The sequence below is a fragment of the Hydrogenophaga sp. ZJX-1 genome (assembly GCF_048590325.1).
Lineage (GTDB): Bacteria > Pseudomonadota > Gammaproteobacteria > Burkholderiales > Burkholderiaceae_C > Hydrogenophaga.
Genome location: NZ_JBMBRA010000002.1, coordinates 212,752 through 227,833 on the forward strand (window position 1 = coordinate 212,752; position 15,082 = coordinate 227,833).

The window sequence follows — 15,082 nt, forward strand, 5'->3', positions numbered from 1 at the left end:
CGATTCGCGGTGACACATTCGCCAGGAGCGGGTGCCGGCCGCTCCGGCCTGCCCACACCAGCCCCCCGTTTATTCCGCCAGCCCCAGAGCTGGCCACCACACCATGAACCACACGCTCCTCCCCGACGCCTGGGTCGAACCCCTTGTCGACGACATGCCCCCGGCGACCCCACACGGCGCCGCCAGCAAACAGCACCGCGAGAACCACAAGCTGGAAAAGCGCCTGTGCCGCGAGGTCGGCCGTGCCATCGTGGACTTCAACATGATCGAAGAGGGCGACCGCGTGATGGTCTGCGTCTCGGGGGGCAAGGACAGCTATGGCCTGCTCGACATCCTGCTGAAGCTGCAGGCGCGCGCGCCCATCAACTTTGAAATCATCGCCGTCAACCTGGACCAGAAGCAGCCCGGGTTCCCCGACCACATCCTGCCCGAGTACCTGGCCAAACTCGGCGTGAAGCACCACATCGAGACCCAGGACACGTACTCCATCGTCAAGAAGGTGATCCCCGAAGGCAAGACCATGTGCAGCCTGTGCAGCCGGCTGCGCCGCGGCATCCTGTACCGCGTGGCCAAGGAGCTGGGCGCGACCAAGATCGCGCTCGGCCACCACCGCGACGACATGCTGCAGACGCTGTTGCTCAACATGTTCTTCGGCGGCAAGCTCAAGGGCATGCCGGCCAAGCTGGTGAGCGACAACGGCGAGTTCATGGTGATCCGCCCGCTGGCCTACGTGACCGAGAAGGACCTGATCCGCTGGGCCGAGGTCAAGCAGTTCCCCATCATTCCCTGCACGCTCTGCGGCAGCCAGGAAAACCTGCAGCGCAAGCAGGTGGGCAACATGCTGCGCGACTGGGACAAGCGGTTTCCCGGCCGGCTGGAGAACATGCTCACCGCGCTGCAGAACGTGGTGCCCAGCCATTTGATGGACCGCAAGCTGTTCCCCTTCGAAAGCATCGAAGTCACCGGCGAGGCCAGCGAAGACGGCGACAGGGCGTTTGACGAAGAGCCCTTGCCGGACCCCGTTCCGCCCATGCCCGACGAAGAAACCGGGAACGAAGTGCCGGCCCGCGCGGTCATACCCATCGCCAGGCACTGAAACTGCAGGCTTGGCCCCGCGCGGACGCGGCGCAACCCACAGCACAGGAGACGTGCCCATGCACCTCACCCACCTCCCCGTCCCACAGCGCATTGCGTTGCACTGGCGCGGCCTGCTGGCCGCCCTGAGCGTGCTCGCGCTCGGCGGCTGTGCCAGCGTCTACCGGGTGGACAACGCGGTGGAGAGTTTCCCCCGCTGGAGCGAAGCCACCGTCACCGGCCAGGCGCCGGCTGCGGTGCCCACAGCGCCCCAGAGCTACCGCTTCGACCGCCTGCCCTCCCAGACGCGGGGCCAGGCCGCTGCAGACCAGGACCAGCTGGAGCAACTCGCGCGCGCGGCCCTGGGCCAGGTCGGCTGGCAGCTGGCCGAACCCGGCGCACCAGCCCGCTGGACGGTGCAGGTCGGTGCCGCCACGCTGCGACTGCCGTACGCGCCCTGGGAGTCCCCGTGGGACCGCCGCTGGGGCGGCTTCGGCCTGATGGGGCGGGACTACGTGGTCACCGGCAGCGGCCACGTGATCTGGACACCGATGTTCATGCCCATGGACTGGCCCTACTACCAGCGCAAGGTGTCGCTGCTGATCCGCCAGGCCGGCAGCGGCGAGGTGGTCTACGAAACCCATGCCGCGCACGACGGCCGCTGGAACAGTTCACCCGAACTCTGGCGCGCCATGCTCGACGCGGCCTTGCAGGGCTTTCCCACGCCACCCGCCGGAACCCGGCAGGTGAACGTCGACCTGCCGCGCTGAAGAACGATGTCCCCTTGCGGATTCACCCTGCGGGGTGAATCCGGGGCTCCACCGTTACGCGGGCCGCGGCCCGGCACTTACTTGAATCCCTGGTGGGGTGGTGTTGCGCTCTAGCGCGATTCCAGCAACTGACGGATGGCCGCGCCCAGCGCTTCCATGCTGTCCTGTTTGCCCAGCACGTCGTTCACGCCCGCCGCGGCGGCCTCGACCAGCAGTTCGTCGCTGACATGCCCCGAGACGATGGCGATGCGCTGGTCCGGGCGCAGGCGACGGATGGCCCGCGCCACCTCCACGCCCGACAGGCCGGGCATGTTCTGATCGGTCACCACGAGGTCGAGCGGGTCCTCGTGCGTGCGCAGCCAGTCCAGTGCCGCCTCGCCCGACTCAAAGGTGCTGACACGGAACCCCTGCTTGCGCAACAACCGCCCGACCAGAAACACCATGGCCTCGTAGTCGTCGATGTAGACCACATGGCGCCCGCAGGCGTCGGACACCGGCGCCTCTGGCACCGGCAACCGTTCAGGCGGCGGCGTCCCGGTCTCCCCGGCCAGCGGCAGGTAGATGTCAAAGCGCGTGTCGGCGCCAGGCCGACTGTGCACCGCGATCGCGCCCCGGTGCGCCTTGACGATCCCGTGCACCACCGCCAGGCCCAGCCCCGTGCCGGCCCCCGGCGGCTTGGTGGTGAAAAAGGGTTCGAACAGGCGTCGCCGGGTCTCGGCGCTCATGCCCGGGCCGTTGTCCGTGACGCTCAGACACGCATAGGCTCCCGGCGGCAGATCACCCAGCAGCAGCGCCTGCGCCGCGTCCACCTGTCGGACTTCCAGCGCCACGAAGATGTCGCCGGGGCGTCCTTCGAGCGCCTGCCAGGCGTTGGTGCAGAGGTTGATCAGCACCTGTTGCACCTGCGTGGCATCCGCCAGCACCATGAGCGATGCCTCGGGCAGCCGCGTGTCCATGCGCACGCCGGCGGGCAGCAGTGAGCGCAGCAGGCCCAGCGCTTCCTGCAACAGCGGTGTGAGCGGTTGCATCTGCATGGCCTGCGTCTGGCGCCGGCTGAAGGCGAGGATCTGCTGCACCAGCTGGCGCGCACGGATCGCGGCACGGCTGATTTCGGTCAGGCTTTCCTGCGCCAGGTGGTCCGGCCCCACGTCTTCGCGTGCGAGCGACAAATTGCCCAGGATGGCGGCCAGCAGGTTGTTGAAATCGTGCGCCACTCCGCCGGCCAGCGTGCCGATGGCTTCCATCTTCTGCGATTCGCGCAGCTGCGTTTCCAGCGCACGCTGATGGGCCTCGGCGGCCTTGAGCTCGGAGATGTCGGTGTGCGTGCCCACCATGCGCAGCGGCCGACCCTGGTCGTCGCGGGCGATCACCATGCCGCGCGAGAGCACCCACTTCCAGCTGCCGTCCTTGCAGCGGATCCGGTGTTCGTTGCGGTAGACCGGCATGCGCCCGTCGAAGTGGGCGGCACGGTCGGCCAGCATATGCGGCACGTCTTCCGGGTGGGTGCGTTCATCCAGCTCGTGTGCCCCGCGGAGCAGCTCGTCGTCCGCGTACCCGTACATGGCCTTGATGCGCGGCGACACGTACTCCTCTCCGGTGACGATGTTCCAGTCCCACACGCCATCGCCCGCGCTGTCCAGCGCGAGCTTCCACAGCGCCTCGCTTTCGTACAGTGCGATCTCGGCCTGCTTGCGGTCGGTGATGTCGAGCAGCAGCCCCACCCGCACCTGCCCCCCTTCTTCGTGCGCCACCGTGTCCGAGCGCCGGTACAGCCAGCGAACGATGCCACCGGGCAGGACGATGCGGTACTCGAACCCGATGTCCGGCAGCCCGGCGTGGATGCGGCGGATGTGTTCGGCAAACCGGGCGGCGTCGTCGGGGTGGCGGTAGCGCGAGAGCACGTTTGGATCGCGAAGCACCTCCTCGGGCGTGAGGCCGTAGATCTGCTGCACCCCGGCGCTGACGAAACGGTACGCAGGTTCGCCCTCGTCGGGCACTTGCACCACGAACACCATGCCGGGAATCTGGGTGGTCAGCAGGCGAAGGCGTTCTTCGCTGCGGGCCAGTGCCTCCTGCGCCCGCACCCCTTCGGTGATGTCCTCCACGGTGCCTTCGTAGTAGAGCACCGCGCCCGCCGCATCACGCACGGCGTGGGCGTTTTCATTGATCCACAGGCGCTCCCCGTCAGTGTGGCGCACCACCTCCGAGACCAGGCCGCGCACGTACCCGTCGCGCGCCAGCAGCGCTTGAAAATGTGCACGCTGCCCCGGCCTCACATACCAGTCGCTGTGGGCCCGGTTCACATCGATCAGCATGGTGCTTTCTTCTTCATAGCCGTTGATGCGCACCAGCGCCGGGTTGGCCCGCAGCATCTCGCCCGCCGCCGAACTTCGGTAGGCACCGATGGGCAGGAACTGGAACAGCGAAAAGAAATCCGGTGTCGGTGCCGGCGCGGAGGAGAACATGTCCGTATTCTGGGCGAAACATCCCGCCAGCGCTCGCGCTGCCGGGTGGTCAGATCCCGGGTGAACAGCTAAAGTGCAGGCCAATTCCGCTGCTTTTGACAGGTTCTCCCTTGCAAGTCACCCGCATCCTCGCCGTGCGCCACGGCGAAACCGAATGGAACCGCGACACCCGCATCCAGGGCCACACCGACATCGACCTCAACGAACACGGTCGCTGGCAGGCGGCCCAGCTCGCGCAGGCGCTGGCCGACGAACCCATTGACGCGTTCTACGCCAGCGATCTCAGCCGGGCGCTGGAAACCGCGCAGGCCGTCGCGCGCCGGCACGACAAGCCGGTGCACACGCACGCCGGTCTGCGCGAGCGCTGCTTCGGCCGCTTCGAGGGCCACACCTGGGCCGAGCTCGAAGCGCGCTACCCGGAAGAATCCACCGCCTGGCGCAAGCGCGTGCCCGACTTCGCGCCGCCCGGCGGCGAGTCGCTGCTGCAGCTGCAGGACCGCGTGGTGCGCGCGGTGAACGAGCTGGCCGCGCGCCACCCCGGCGAGCAGATCCTCGTGGCGGTGCACGGCGGCGTGCTCGACATCCTCTACCGCGCCGCCACCCGGCTGGAACTGCAGGCACCGCGCAGCTGGGAACTGACCAACACCGCCATCAACCGGCTGCTCTGGACCCCCGAGGGCCTGGGCCTGGTGGGCTGGGCCGACACCGGGCACCTGAACACCGGCAACGGCGCGCTCGATGAACAGACGGCTTGAGCAGGCCCAGGCCAGCGTGGGCCAGGGCGTGGCGGCCATCGACACGCCAGCGCTGGTGATCGACCTTGATGCCATGGAGCGCAACCTGGCGCGCATGGCGGCCTTCGCGTCCGGGCATGGTCTGCGCCTGCGGCCGCACGCCAAGATGCACAAGAGCGCCGAACTGGCGAAGCGGCAGGTGGCGCACGGCGCCGTCGGCGTGTGCGTGCAGAAGACCGACGAGGCGCTGGCCCTGGCCCATGCCGGCGTGCACGACATCTTCATCAGCAACGAGGTGATCGCGCCAGCCAAGCTGGCGCGGCTGGCGGTGGCGCTGCGCGACCTGCCCACGCGCTTCGCCATCGCGGTGGACAGCGCCCTGGGCCTCACGCGCCTGGCGCAGGCGCTGGATGCAGCGGGTGTGCATGCGCCGAACGCCATCGACGTGTTCATCGAAATCGACGTCGGCCAGGGCCGCTGTGGCGTGACACCGGGCGAGGCCGCGGTGGCGCTGGCGCGGCAGATCGCGCAGCACCCCACCCTGCGTTTCGCCGGTCTGCAGGCCTACCACGGCAGCGCCCAGCACCAGCGCACGCCGGCCGAACGCCGCGTCGCCATCGAGGGCGCCACGCAGGCGGTGGTCCGCACCCGCGATGCACTGGCCGCGGCGGGTTTCAGCGTGCCGCTGGTCACGGGCGCGGGCACCGGCAGCTTCGTGCTGGAGGCCGCCAGCGGCGTCTGGGGCGAGCTGCAGGCCGGGTCCTACCTGTTCATGGACGCCGACTACGCGGGCAACCAGGCCGACCCCGAGGCCCCGGCGTTCGAGCACGCGCTGTACGTCAAGAGCCAGATCATGAGCCGCAGCGAAGACCACGCGGTCTGCGACGCCGGCCACAAGAGCCACGCCATCGACAGCGGCCTGCCGACGGTGGCCTGGCCCAGCGGCCTGGTGTTCGCCAACGGCGGCGACGAACACGGCATCCTGCGCGCCGCCGCGCCCGGCACGGCCCTGCCCGCACTGGGCGAAACCGTGTGGCTGATCCCGGGCCACTGCGACCCCACGGTGAACCTGCACGACTTCGCCTTCGGTGTGGTCGGCGGTCTGGCGGCCGGACGGGTGGAACGCCTGATCAGGGTTGATGCCAGAGCAGCCCTGGGCTGAACCCCACCAGAATGGCGGGCATGTCGCCCAGCCAGATCATCGTCCTCGCCACCCCGGTCTTTCTGGCCCTCATCGCCATCGAATTCGTCGTCGGCCTGCGCCGGGGCCGCAACACCTACCGCTTCGACGACGCCCTGAGCAGCATCTCGCTGGGCATGCTGAGCCAGGCCAGCGTGGTGTTTGTGCCGCTGCTGAAGATCGGCATCTACACGGCGGTGTTCAGCCAGCTCTCGCTGCTGCCCGACACCGGTTTCTGGACCACCGTGCCGGGCTGGCTGCTGGCGCTGCTGTTCTACGACTTCCTCTACTACTGGAACCACCGCCTCGGCCACACGGTGGGCCTCTTCTGGGCCGCGCACGTGGTCCACCACCAGAGCCAGGACTACAACCTCTCCACCGCGCTGCGCCAGCCGAGCAGCTACCCGCTGCTGGGCTGGGTGTTCTACCTGCCGATGGCGCTGGCGGGTGTGCCACCCCTGGTGTTCGCCGTGGTCGCACTGATCGACCTGCTCTACCAGTTCTGGATCCACACCGAACAGATCGGAAGCCTGGGCCGCTTCGACCGCTGGTTCGCCTCGCCGTCCAACCACCGCGTGCACCACGCGGTGAACGACCGCTACGTGGACAAGAACTACGGCGGCATCCTGATGCTCTGGGACCACCTGTTCGGCAGCTTCGAGCCCGAGGACCCGCGCGAGCCCTGCGTCTACGGCACGCGCAGTCCGCTCAACAGCTGGGACCCGCTGTGGGCCAACGCCGAGGTGTACTGGGCGCTGGCGCGCGACAGCTGGCGAGCGGAGAACTGGGCCGACAAGCTGCGCGTGTGGTTCAAGCCGCCGGGCTGGCGGCCGGCCGACGTGGCGGCGGCGTTCCCGAAGCCGCCTTTCGACATCACCACACAGCGAACCTACGCACCACCCGTCGCGCGCACGGTGATGTGGTTCGCCGCGCTGCAGTTCGTGCTGCTGCTGGGCGGCGTGGTGGCCTTTCTCTGGCGCGCCGACACCGCCGCGCTGTCGCACAACCTCGCGTGGTTCACCGCCTTGTTGGCTGGCCTGTGGGCCGTGGGCGCCCTGCTGCAGGGCCGCATCACCCGGGGCGAGGTGCTGCTGATCGAATGCGCCGCGCTGTCGATGGCCAGCGCCACCACCGGCTGGACGGCGGCGCACCTCGTCTTCAAGCCGCTGACCATGGTCGTGGCCCTGGCGGTGGTGTTTGCAGCGAAACGCTCCTGCGCCGACGGCCTGCGCGGCGCGCCCTGGTTGCTCGCGGCCCTCGCCGCCTCGCTCGCGGGCGATGTGTTCCTGATGCTCGACGGCCTGTTCATCCCCGGGTTGGCGGCCTTCCTGCTGGCGCACATCGCCTACATCGCGCTGTTCCGCCAGGGCGTGCCCTGGCTGGCGAACCGGTCGGCCGCATGGGGCGTGGCGGCGGTCGGACTGGGCATGTACGCCGTGCTCTGGTCCGGTGGCCTGCCGCCCGGTCTGCGCGGGCCCGTGGCGGCTTATGTGCTGGCGATCGGCCTGATGGCGGCACAGGCCCTGGGCCGCGCCAGCGTGCAGCGCGACGGCCCGTCCATGGTGGTGGCCGCGGGCGCCGCCTGTTTCATGCTCAGCGACGCGCTGCTGGCGATCAACCGCTTCGTGAGCCCGCTACCGATGTCGGCCTTCTGGGTGCTGGGCAGCTACTACGCGGCGCAGTGCCTGATGGTGATGGGGGTGCTGCGCGGCGCCGCCATCGCTTTGAAGGCCCATCGCTATCCGCGACTCAGGGCACAGGAGCGACACTCCGACGCTTGAAACGGTGCAGCCCAGTGCACCGCCGGGCCGGCTTTGCCGGACGGCCAGCGCCGCCCCCTTGAAGGGGTCGCGCAAAGCGCTGCGGGTGCTTCAATTCAGGGGGCGTAGACCCGGGCCTCCAAGCCCAGCGCCCGCACCTTCTGCGCAGCCGCCTCGGCCTGCTCGCGACGTTCGAACGGCCCCACACGAACGCGGGTGAGAGGCCCGCGTGCCGACTCGACCAGGTCGTCCAGCACCGGCAGGCCCGCTTCGGACAGCCGTGCCTTCGCCCGTTCGGCGTTGGCCACCACGGAAAACAGGCCGACGCTGACCCCGAAACCCTTTACACGGAGGCGAACGCCCGACAGATCGGGATCGGGCAAAACCCGCTCCGCAGCCGGCTCGGTCGCAGGGCTTTCGATCACGGGCACGCGCTTGTCCACCACCGGCGACGCGGCGGTCTGCTCGGGCGCTGGCGCTGGCGCTGGCGTGGGCGTGGGCGTGGGCGTGGCGACCGGGCTGATGGACGGCGGCGGTGTCCGCCGAAGCAACGCTGCGCTGGCTGGCTCACCGGACTCCGCCGTCCCGCGCCACAGCTGCCCGGCCCCCCAGACCAGCAGCACCACCGAGAGTGCCGCCAGCGCTGAGAGCAGATATCCCCTGGGACGCCACACAAACACCGAACGCTCCAGGTGTTCCAGGGCCTCCTTGAAAGTACCGGCCTCCTCCACGGCGACCACCGTGCGCTGGCGCAAGCCACCATGCAGCCAGGCCACACCCCACAGTCCCGGCACGGCGAACCACAGCACACCAACCGCCACAGCCATCCCGAACCGCACGCCCATCGGCACACCGTCCGCACGCGCCCAGAGCCCGCCCAGCGCACCCGCCCCGGCGACCGTCAGGATGGACTGGACCAGCACGGCGTCCCACAGGCGCCAGTACACCAGCCAGGCCAGGTTGCCCAGCGCCGCGCGCGGGCTCCAGACCAGCCCCGAGCGCCCCCGTTCTTCGAATCGCGCCAGGATGGGCAGGTAGACACGGGCGGCAGACGGACCCAGCGCGGCGCGGAACAGCGCTTCGGTGCCGGACGGCATCCCGTTGGCGTGGTCCACACCGGCTGGCACGTCAGCTCGCGTCCGGGAACAGGAGATCGCCCGACTGCGGTGGCGCCACACCCAGGTGCCGGTAGGCCGCCAGCGTGGCGATGCGCCCGCGCGGCGTGCGCTGCAGGAAACCCTGCTGGATCAGGTAGGGCTCGATCACGTCTTCGATGGTGTCGCGCTCCTCGCCGATGCTGGCGGCGATGTTGTCCAGCCCCACCGGCCCGCCGTCAAAGCGGTGGATCACGGCTTCGAGCAGCTTGCGGTCCATCAGGTCAAAGCCTTCCGGGTCCACATCGAGCATGGCCAGCGCGCGGTTGGCGATGTCGGTGGTGATGCGGCCCGTGCCCTTCACCTCGGCGTAGTCGCGCACGCGGCGCAGCAGCCGGTTGGCGATGCGCGGCGTGCCGCGCGAGCGGCGCGCGATCTCGAAGCCGCCCTCGGGGTCCATCGGCGCGTTCAGCAAGCCCGCACTGCGTTTGACGATGCGCCCCAGTTCCTCGGCGGTGTAGAACTCCAGCCGCGCCACGATGCCGAAGCGGTCGCGCAGCGGGTTGGTCAGCATGCCCGCGCGCGTGGTGGCACCGACAAGCGTGAACGGTTGCAGGTCCAGCTTGATGCTGCGCGCGGCGGGGCCTTCGCCGATCATGATGTCGATCTGGTAGTCCTCCAGCGCCGGGTAGAGGATTTCTTCGACGACCGGGCTGAGCCGGTGGATCTCGTCGATGAACAACACGTCGTTGGCTTCGAGGTTGGTCAGCAGCGCCGCCAGATCCTTGGGCTTTTCCAGCACCGGCCCGCTGGTCTGGCGCAGGTTCACGCCGAGCTCCTGCGCGATGATGTGGCTGAGCGTCGTCTTGCCCAGCCCCGGCGGGCCAAACAGCAACACGTGGTCCAGCGCCTCGTTGCGTTTCCTGGCCGCGCCGATGAAGATTTCCAGCTGTTCGCGCACCTTCTGCTGGCCCACGTATTCGTCCAGCAACTTGGGCCGCAGCGCGCGCTCGATCGCCTCTTCCTTCGGCGAAACCGGAGCAGCGGAGACCACGCGCGGCGTGGGAGCGAAATCGTCGGTCTGGATGGTCACGGCGGGGCGGCGATGGGATGGCGGGACAACGGCCACTGACTATACAGGCCAGCCCGTTGACTCAAGTCGGGCCGCGGCGCGGCCGATACAGCAGGGAACGCTCCCAACGCCTGCGGCCCGGTCACCCCGGTCCACCCTGCCATGCCCCACCGTCCCGCACCCGCCACCGCCTTGCGCGCCCTGCTCGCCGCCCTCTGCGCCTGCGGCGCTGCAACCGCGATGGCCACCGATCCGGCCCCGTCGCACCCCCCCGCCAGCACCCCACCGGTGGCACCGGCCCACGCGGCTCCGCCGGCATCCGGCAACCCCCAGGCGGTGATCGACCGGATCAAGGCCGCCATCGAAAGCCGGCAAGGCCCGAACAAGGTGCACCTCATCGTCGGCGATTCCAAGGGTCCTGCACCACAGACCGCCGCGGCAAACAGCGCAACAGCCCATGCAAAGCCCCGCAAGCACAAGGCGCCAGCGCCATCGGCCCATGCGCCCGCCGCGGGCGGACACGAGGCCCACTGGAGCTACGCGGGCCCACAAGGCCCCGAACACTGGGCCGAGATGAAACCCGAATTCGGCGCCTGCGCCACGGGCCAGCGCCAGTCACCGGTGCACATCGACGAAGCCGGCGCCCTGCAAGGCCCCGCCGAACCACTGGTCTTCAACCACCAGCCCAGCGGCGGCAGCGTGGTCCACAACGGCCACACCATCCAGGTCGACCTGGATGGTGGCAACACGCTGACCGTGCGCGGCTCCACCTACCAGCTGCTGCAGTTCCACTTCCACCACCCGGCGGAGGAAAAGGTGAACTACAAGGGTTTTGCCATGGTCGCGCACCTGGTGCACAAGAACGACCAGGGCCAGCTCGCCGTGGTGGCGGTGCTGATCGACCCGGGCGCCGCCAACGATCTGGTGCACAAGGTCTGGACCCACATGCCGCTGGATACCGGCGACCGCGTGCCCCTGCCCCCCGGCCTGATCGACATGAAGGAACTGCTGCCGCAGGACCAGCGTTACTACCAGTTCATGGGTTCACTCACCACACCGCCCTGCACCGAAGGCGTGTTGTGGATGGTGCTCAAACAGCCCATGACCGTGAGCCGCGATCAATTGAAACTGTTTGCCCGGCTGTTCCCGATGAACGCCCGGCCGGTACAGGCGCTCAACGGGCGGGTGGTGCGGGACGCTCAGTAAAGTTATTCCCCCCACGCTCCACCGCTGCGCGGGTCGCTGCCCCCAAGGGGGCTGATCCGCCTTGGGGCGGCCCGGCGGCGGATCTGAACTGGTCCCCCAGCGTCCCTCGCCTTGCCGCCGAGGACCAGGGCGCTGCGGCTGTGCGGGCCTGCTTCACCAGCGGCGTCAGCGCATCAACGCATGCCGCTGCCCACCCTCGGCGCCGAGCAGTGTGGCAGCCTCTTGCGCCGACACCAAAGCAACGGCACCGCCCCGGTAGATCTGCTGGTGCAGCGCTGGAATCGTGTTCAGGACATGCGCGTCGCGGAAATACACGACCACGTACGCATCGGGATGCCCCTTCAGCCAGGCCAGTTGCTGCGCCGGGTTGTCACCCAGCTCGACCAAGGGCGCCTCCAGACGACCCAGGAACTGGTATTGCGCGTGGTAGCCCTGCAGATTCACCACCGTTGCGCCCTGTTGCTGGACCTTGCGAATCGCCTGCGCCATGGGCTTGATGTCGTACAGCGGTTCGATGGCGGGCTGTGCCGAGATCAGCGTGAGGGAAAGCGCAAGGGCGCTCAGGAGCGCGAGCGCAACGGTTGGCTGACATCCGCGCCGCACCGCCTGCCAGGCGACCAGCGCAGCCACACCGATCAGCACCCCCGGCCAGACCAGCGGCAGAGCCGCCAACCCGTCCAACCGTGCCCTGAAAACGCCGGCGCCGGCCAGCGCCAGCAGCACGCCCAGGAGCGCGACCAACAGCACAGGCAGCACCACCCGGCGCGCTGGTCGCGCGACCAGACCCCGCGCGGCCAGCATGGCGAACGCCGGAAACAGCGGAATCAGGTAATGCTGCTGCTTGCCACTGACGAGGGAAAAGGCGATGAGCACCGGCAGCAGCCAGGCCAGGCAAAAACGTGCGCCGCGGTCCAGCCCTTCGCGCTTCAGCCCGGCCAGCGCGCGCCACAGGTCGGGCCAGACGAACCAGGGGAACAGCAGCAGCGGCAACATCGGCAGGTACCACCAGATGGGCTGCTTGTGCGCGAAAGACGCGACCATGCGGTTGGCGGTCTGGCCCCAGAAAATGGCGTTGCGGTAGGCCTCCCCGCCCGACAGGCCCGCCGGAATGGCCCAAGCCAGTGCGATGACCACACCCAACAGCAGCGCCAGCACCACACCACCGAACCAGCGCCGCCGGGGCAGACCGGGGTTCCACCACGGCGCCAACAGCGTGATGGGCAAGAGGTGCAGCAGGATCACCGGCCCCTTGGTCAGCGCCCCCATCCCGATCGCCACCCCCAGCCCGGCAAAGCCCCAGCGCCGGCCATCGGCCGCCGCCAGCACGCCGTGCATGCCCACCAGCACCCAGAACGCCAGCAGCACATCGAACATGGTGGTGGTGGAGAACAGCATCCACCACAAGCTGGTGGTCAGCATCAGTGCAGACAAGCCGGCTGTGGCGGGCTGCTGTGGCCACAGCCGGCGCGCCAGCAGGAACACCAGACCCGATGCCCCGGCCGAGAACAGGGGAGCCACCAGGCGTGGCCACCATTCGTTGACGCCAAACAACGCCCAGCCGACGTGGAACATCCAGAAGAAGAACGGGGGTTTGTGGCTGTAAGGCTCGCCATTCTTGAACGGCACCAGGAAATCGCCGCGCAGCCACATCTCCCACGCCGCACCCACGTAGCGCGTCTCATCAATCGGGGTCAGGGTCCTCGTCAACAGGACCATGGCAGCGAGCACCGCCAGCACCAGCCAGCTCAGCCACAGCAGACGCCGGCCGGACGCCTCAGAATCCCAGAACAGGTTCATGAGGTTCCGTTTCGTTCTCGCCCAACAGCGCCAACGAATCGGTGTTGGCCTGTTCATTTTTGGTGCAAACCACCAAAGACAGTCTGCAGTGGAACGCGCAGTTGGGCATGAATCCAGTCTACTGATTCAAGCTTAAACAACCTTAAGGCGAGGCCGAACAAACCAACGAATTGCGCCGACGGCCCACCGGGCATCGCGGCGGTTTTTTATCCCGCCTGTTGCACCGGAGGTATGAAACCGTCCCTCACTTCGCCAGTGCCTTCAGCGCCAGCTTGATGCCTTCGCTCACCCCCACATCCGCCGGCAGGGCTTTCAGCGCGGCCGCCGCGTCCTTCTCGTTGTAGCCCAGCGCCATCAGCGCCTGCTGGATGTCGCTCTGCGCGTCGCTGTGCGCCAGGCCGGCGCCGGGCAGGTTGAGATCGGCGCCGAGCTTGCCCTTGAGTTCGAGCAGCAGGCGCTCGGCGGTCTTCTTGCCGATGCCCGGCACCTTGACGATGCGCCCCGGTTCCTGGGCAGTCACGGCCTGCGCCAGTTCGGCCACCGAGAGACCCGAGAGCACCGAGAGCGCCGTGCGCGGGCCGATGCCGCTGATCTTGACCAGCTGGCGGAACGCCTCGCGCTCCGCAGCGCTGCCAAAGCCGTAGAGCAGTTGTGCGTCTTCGCGCACCACGAAGTGCGTGAGCAGCGCCACTTTTTCACCCAGCGCGGGCAGGTTGTAGAAGGTGCTCATCGGCACGTCCACCTCGTAACCGACGCCGTGGCAGTCGATCAGGATCTGGGGCGGATTTTTCTCCAGCAGCGTGCCGGTCAATTTGCCTATCATTGGGGTCTCTTTCCACAGATGGTCGTTCGCCGGGCCGCCCCAAGAACGACCGCCCCCCTCGGGGGGCCTGGCGCAGCCAAGTCAGGGGGCTCACATTATTCTGGATTATCGGTTTGATCCTCCGCCACACCTTCTCCCCGCCCGACAACCTGCGCATGGGTCACCTCTGCGGGCCCATGGACAGCCACATCCGCAGCATCGAGGCGGGCCTGCAGGTCAAGGTGGCGCACCGCTTCGAGCAGTTCCGCATCGAAGGCCCCAAGGCCAAGGCCAACCAGGCGCTGGAGACCCTGCAGGCGCTGTACGAGATGGCGAAGAAGCCGATCCCGGCCGAAACCGTGCAGCTGATGCTGAGCGGCGACACGGCGCTGGCCGAGCCGGGCGACGGTGCGCTGGCGATGCAGACGCGGCGCGGCGAGGTGCGCGGACGCACGCCGGCCCAGACGCGCTACCTGGAGAACATGGCCACGCACGACATCACCTTCGGCATCGGCCCGGCCGGCACCGGCAAGACCTACCTGGCCGTGGCCTGCGCCGTGGACGCGCTGGAGCGCAGCGCGGTGCAGCGCATCGTGCTCACCCGCCCGGCGGTGGAAGCGGGCGAAAAGCTCGGCTTCCTGCCCGGCGATCTGGGCCAGAAGGTGGACCCGTACCTGCGCCCGCTGTACGACGCGCTGCACGACCTGATGGGCTTCGACAAGGTGCAGAAGGCGTTCGAACGCCAGCAGATCGAGATCGCGCCGCTGGCCTTCATGCGCGGGCGCACGCTCAACCACGCCTTCGTGATCCTCGATGAGGCGCAGAACACCACGGTCGAGCAGATGAAGATGTTCCTCACCCGCATCGGTTTCGGCAGCAAGGCCGTGGTCACCGGCGACGTGAGCCAGATCGACCTGCCGCGCACCGAGCTCAGCGGCCTGATTGACGCCGAACGCGTGCTCAAGCGCGTGCAAGGCATTGCCATCACGCGCCTGAGCAGCGCCGACGTGGTGCGCCACCCGCTGGTCGCGCGCATCGTGGACGCCTACGACGCGCGCAGCAGCGAAGCCGACGATCGGCTGCCACCTCTGCCCAAGCGCGTGCGCCGCAAAGCCACCTGATCACACC

12 protein-coding genes are annotated in these 15,082 nt (G+C 68.7%); 7 read left to right on the plus strand and 5 right to left on the minus strand.

What is annotated here, in order from left to right:
* The first annotated feature begins 154 nt into the window (after positions 1–154).
* A complete protein-coding gene (ttcA, locus tag ACN5W5_RS05775; protein ID WP_420048164.1) occupies positions 155–1,096 on the plus strand; it encodes a tRNA 2-thiocytidine(32) synthetase TtcA in 942 nt (313 codons plus the stop codon).
* Between the two features lie 58 nt (positions 1,097–1,154).
* The gene (locus ACN5W5_RS05780) at positions 1,155–1,844 is read left to right on the plus strand and encodes a DUF4136 domain-containing protein (protein ID WP_420047608.1); all 690 of its coding nucleotides are present in this window, start codon (positions 1,155–1,157) and stop codon (positions 1,842–1,844) included.
* 110 nt (positions 1,845–1,954) lie between these two features.
* On the opposite strand, the gene ACN5W5_RS05785 is transcribed toward ACN5W5_RS05780, so the two are convergent.
* Positions 1,955–4,309: a PAS domain-containing protein gene (locus ACN5W5_RS05785; RefSeq protein ID WP_420047609.1), complete on the minus strand. Its 2,355-nt coding sequence runs from the start codon at positions 4,307–4,309 to the stop codon at positions 1,955–1,957.
* Positions 4,310–4,419: 110 nt separating this feature from the next.
* Here ACN5W5_RS05785 and ACN5W5_RS05790 point away from each other — a divergent pair, with 110 nt between their 5' ends.
* The 3 genes from ACN5W5_RS05790 to ACN5W5_RS05800 are packed head-to-tail and all read left to right on the plus strand — an operon-like array spanning position 4,420 to position 8,004.
* Entirely contained in the window at positions 4,420–5,064 is a 645-nt protein-coding gene (locus ACN5W5_RS05790) for a histidine phosphatase family protein (RefSeq protein WP_420047610.1), read from the plus strand.
* Positions 5,048–6,205, plus strand: coding sequence for a DSD1 family PLP-dependent enzyme (locus ACN5W5_RS05795; RefSeq protein WP_420047611.1), 1,158 nt, complete (start codon positions 5,048–5,050; stop codon positions 6,203–6,205). Before ACN5W5_RS05790 ends, ACN5W5_RS05795 begins: the two co-directional genes overlap by 17 nt.
* A gap of 20 nt (positions 6,206–6,225) precedes the next feature.
* Positions 6,226–8,004 carry a lysoplasmalogenase family protein gene (locus tag ACN5W5_RS05800; protein ID WP_420047612.1) on the plus strand — a complete coding sequence of 593 codons (1,779 nt, stop codon included), beginning with the start codon at positions 6,226–6,228 and terminating at the stop codon, positions 8,002–8,004.
* Positions 8,005–8,099: 95 nt separating this feature from the next.
* On the opposite strand, the gene ACN5W5_RS05805 is transcribed toward ACN5W5_RS05800, so the two are convergent.
* Both ACN5W5_RS05805 and ruvB read right to left on the minus strand, forming a co-directional pair.
* Positions 8,100–9,080 (minus strand): SPOR domain-containing protein, encoded by a 981-nt coding sequence (locus tag ACN5W5_RS05805; protein ID WP_420047613.1) that lies wholly within the window; start codon positions 9,078–9,080, stop codon positions 8,100–8,102.
* Positions 9,081–9,111: 31 nt separating this feature from the next.
* The gene (gene ruvB / locus ACN5W5_RS05810; RefSeq protein WP_420047614.1) at positions 9,112–10,170 is read right to left on the minus strand and encodes a Holliday junction branch migration DNA helicase RuvB; all 1,059 of its coding nucleotides are present in this window, start codon (positions 10,168–10,170) and stop codon (positions 9,112–9,114) included.
* 141 nt (positions 10,171–10,311) lie between these two features.
* Here ruvB and ACN5W5_RS05815 point away from each other — a divergent pair, with 141 nt between their 5' ends.
* A complete protein-coding gene (locus ACN5W5_RS05815; RefSeq protein ID WP_420047615.1) occupies positions 10,312–11,355 on the plus strand; it encodes a carbonic anhydrase in 1,044 nt (347 codons plus the stop codon).
* Between the two features lie 165 nt (positions 11,356–11,520).
* On the opposite strand, the gene ACN5W5_RS05820 is transcribed toward ACN5W5_RS05815, so the two are convergent.
* A complete protein-coding gene (locus ACN5W5_RS05820) occupies positions 11,521–13,152 on the minus strand; it encodes an ArnT family glycosyltransferase (RefSeq protein ID WP_420047616.1) in 1,632 nt (543 codons plus the stop codon).
* 244 nt (positions 13,153–13,396) lie between these two features.
* Positions 13,397–13,975 carry a Holliday junction branch migration protein RuvA gene (gene ruvA, locus ACN5W5_RS05825; protein WP_420047617.1) on the minus strand — a complete coding sequence of 193 codons (579 nt, stop codon included), beginning with the start codon at positions 13,973–13,975 and terminating at the stop codon, positions 13,397–13,399.
* A gap of 113 nt (positions 13,976–14,088) precedes the next feature.
* On the opposite strand from ruvA, the gene ACN5W5_RS05830 reads away from it, so the two are divergent.
* Positions 14,089–15,075 (plus strand): PhoH family protein, encoded by a 987-nt coding sequence (locus ACN5W5_RS05830; protein ID WP_177137460.1) that lies wholly within the window; start codon positions 14,089–14,091, stop codon positions 15,073–15,075.
* Positions 15,076–15,082 lie beyond the last annotated feature (7 nt).

Bases quoted from the DNA above. Each gene is read 5' to 3' on its own strand.
- ruvA (WP_420047617.1), bottom strand. From the start codon at position 13,975: ATGATAGGCAAATTGACCGGCACGCTGCTGGAGAAAAATCCGCCCCAG.
- ACN5W5_RS05815 (WP_420047615.1), top strand. From the start codon at position 10,312: ATGCCCCACCGTCCCGCACCCGCCACCGCCTTGCGCGCCCTGCTCGCC.
- ACN5W5_RS05780 (WP_420047608.1), top strand. From the start codon at position 1,155: ATGCACCTCACCCACCTCCCCGTCCCACAGCGCATTGCGTTGCACTGG.
- ttcA (WP_420048164.1), top strand. From the start codon at position 155: ATGCCCCCGGCGACCCCACACGGCGCCGCCAGCAAACAGCACCGCGAG.
- ACN5W5_RS05820 (WP_420047616.1), bottom strand. From the start codon at position 13,152: ATGAACCTGTTCTGGGATTCTGAGGCGTCCGGCCGGCGTCTGCTGTGG.
- ACN5W5_RS05805 (WP_420047613.1), bottom strand. From the start codon at position 9,080: ATGCCGTCCGGCACCGAAGCGCTGTTCCGCGCCGCGCTGGGTCCGTCT.
- ACN5W5_RS05785 (WP_420047609.1), bottom strand. From the start codon at position 4,309: ATGTTCTCCTCCGCGCCGGCACCGACACCGGATTTCTTTTCGCTGTTC.
- ACN5W5_RS05795 (WP_420047611.1), top strand. From the start codon at position 5,048: ATGAACAGACGGCTTGAGCAGGCCCAGGCCAGCGTGGGCCAGGGCGTG.
- ACN5W5_RS05800 (WP_420047612.1), top strand. From the start codon at position 6,226: ATGTCGCCCAGCCAGATCATCGTCCTCGCCACCCCGGTCTTTCTGGCC.